Consider the following 1,426-nt stretch of genomic DNA (forward strand, 5'->3'; position numbering starts at 1 on the left):
GGACCGAGGCGAGTTTGAGGATGGGCAGGGCGTTGATGACGGTCATGACGCAGGAGATGAAGTCGCCCTGGGTGAAGCAGCGCTTGGCGTCGTTGAAGCCGATCAGCTCCAGGATGATGTCGCCACCCTGCTCCTTGATGAAGGAGAGCAGGTCCTTGTTGGCCTGGGCAAGGGCCTTGTTGTACTCGTCGATGCCGGCCTGACCCTTCTCGGCGCGGAGCGCCTCCGCCTCCTCGGCGGTCAGCTCGGTGATCGCGCTGTCGTCGGTGATGGCCTCCTCGACCGCCTTGCGCTGCCGTTCCTCCTCCTCCCGGCGGAGCTGCTCCTGGAGTTCGGCCAACTGCGCCTGGATTTCCTTCGCGTCGGCTTCGGCGTTCTTGAGCCGGGTTTCGGTGTCCTTGGCGTAGTTCTCGGCACTGGTGGCCGACTGGTCCGCGTCCTTGGCGTGCTCCTGCGCGCGGTTGGCGACGGCCCGTGCCGCGTCAGCGTCCCGCTGGGCCTGGTCGGCGGCCTGCTTCGCGGCGGCCGCGTCCTGTGCGGCGCGGTCGGCGGCGGCGCTGGCCTCGTTGGCCGCGCGCGTGGCGTCGTCTGCGGCCTTGCGGGCCGCGCGGGCGTCGGCCTCGGCCTGGTCGGCGAACCGTCCCGCCAGTGCCGCATCTGCGGCGGCCTGGTCGGCGGCGGCCCTGGCGGCCTTCGCGTCCGCCTGGGCCTGGGCGTCGACGGCCTGCGCCTCCGCCGCGGCCTGACGCGCCGCAGCGGCGTCGACCGCTGACTGGGCCGCCGACTTCTGGGCTGCCGCCGCTGACTTGGCCGCGTCAGCCGCGGAACTCGCCGCCGCCGAGGCAGCCCGGAAAGCCACCGCTGCTTCTCCCGCCGCGTTCTTGGCTGACTCGGCGGCCTTCTGCGCCTGGGCGGCGGCGTCGGCCGCCGCCTTCTGGGCGGCCTGGACCTGCGAGTCGCCGACGTCCTTGGCGCGGTTGGCCACCGCCACGACGAAGTCGGCGTCGATGTCGGACTGGGCGAACGGGCTGGCCAGGTTGATCGCCTGATCAGCCGGGGCGGCGATGCCGGAGGCGGACCGCACCGCGGCCTCGGCCGCCCGGGTGGCGATCCCGGCCTGAGTGGCCGCCGTCGAGGCTTCCACCGCCGCAGCATTGGCCTCATCCTGCGTGCGATAGGCAGCATCCAACGTCTTCGCCGACTCCACCGCCGCCTGCTGCGCCAAATTCACCGCATTACGTGCCTTCTCAGCAGCACGGGCCTCCGCGGCGGTGGCCTCCTCCGCCGACGCCCTAGCCCTGAGAGCTTGGGCATGCACAGCCCCGGCCTCGCGCTCGGCGCGGGTGGCGGCCTCGTTCGCGCGTGCTGCCGCGGCCTGGGCCTCGTTGGCCGCGGCCCGGGCCTTCTCCGCGGCGACCTCGGCTTC

General features: G+C 72.9%; 1 pseudogene. It reads right to left on the reverse strand.

Going from position 1 to position 1,426, the window contains the following annotated elements:
- Nucleotides 1-1,426 (reverse strand): annotated as a pseudogene (locus tag BUE43_RS32470) (hypothetical protein); the annotation flags it as partial.

The organism is Streptoalloteichus hindustanus (assembly GCF_900129375.1).
In the GTDB taxonomy this organism is placed as follows: domain Bacteria; phylum Actinomycetota; class Actinomycetes; order Mycobacteriales; family Pseudonocardiaceae; genus Streptoalloteichus; species Streptoalloteichus hindustanus.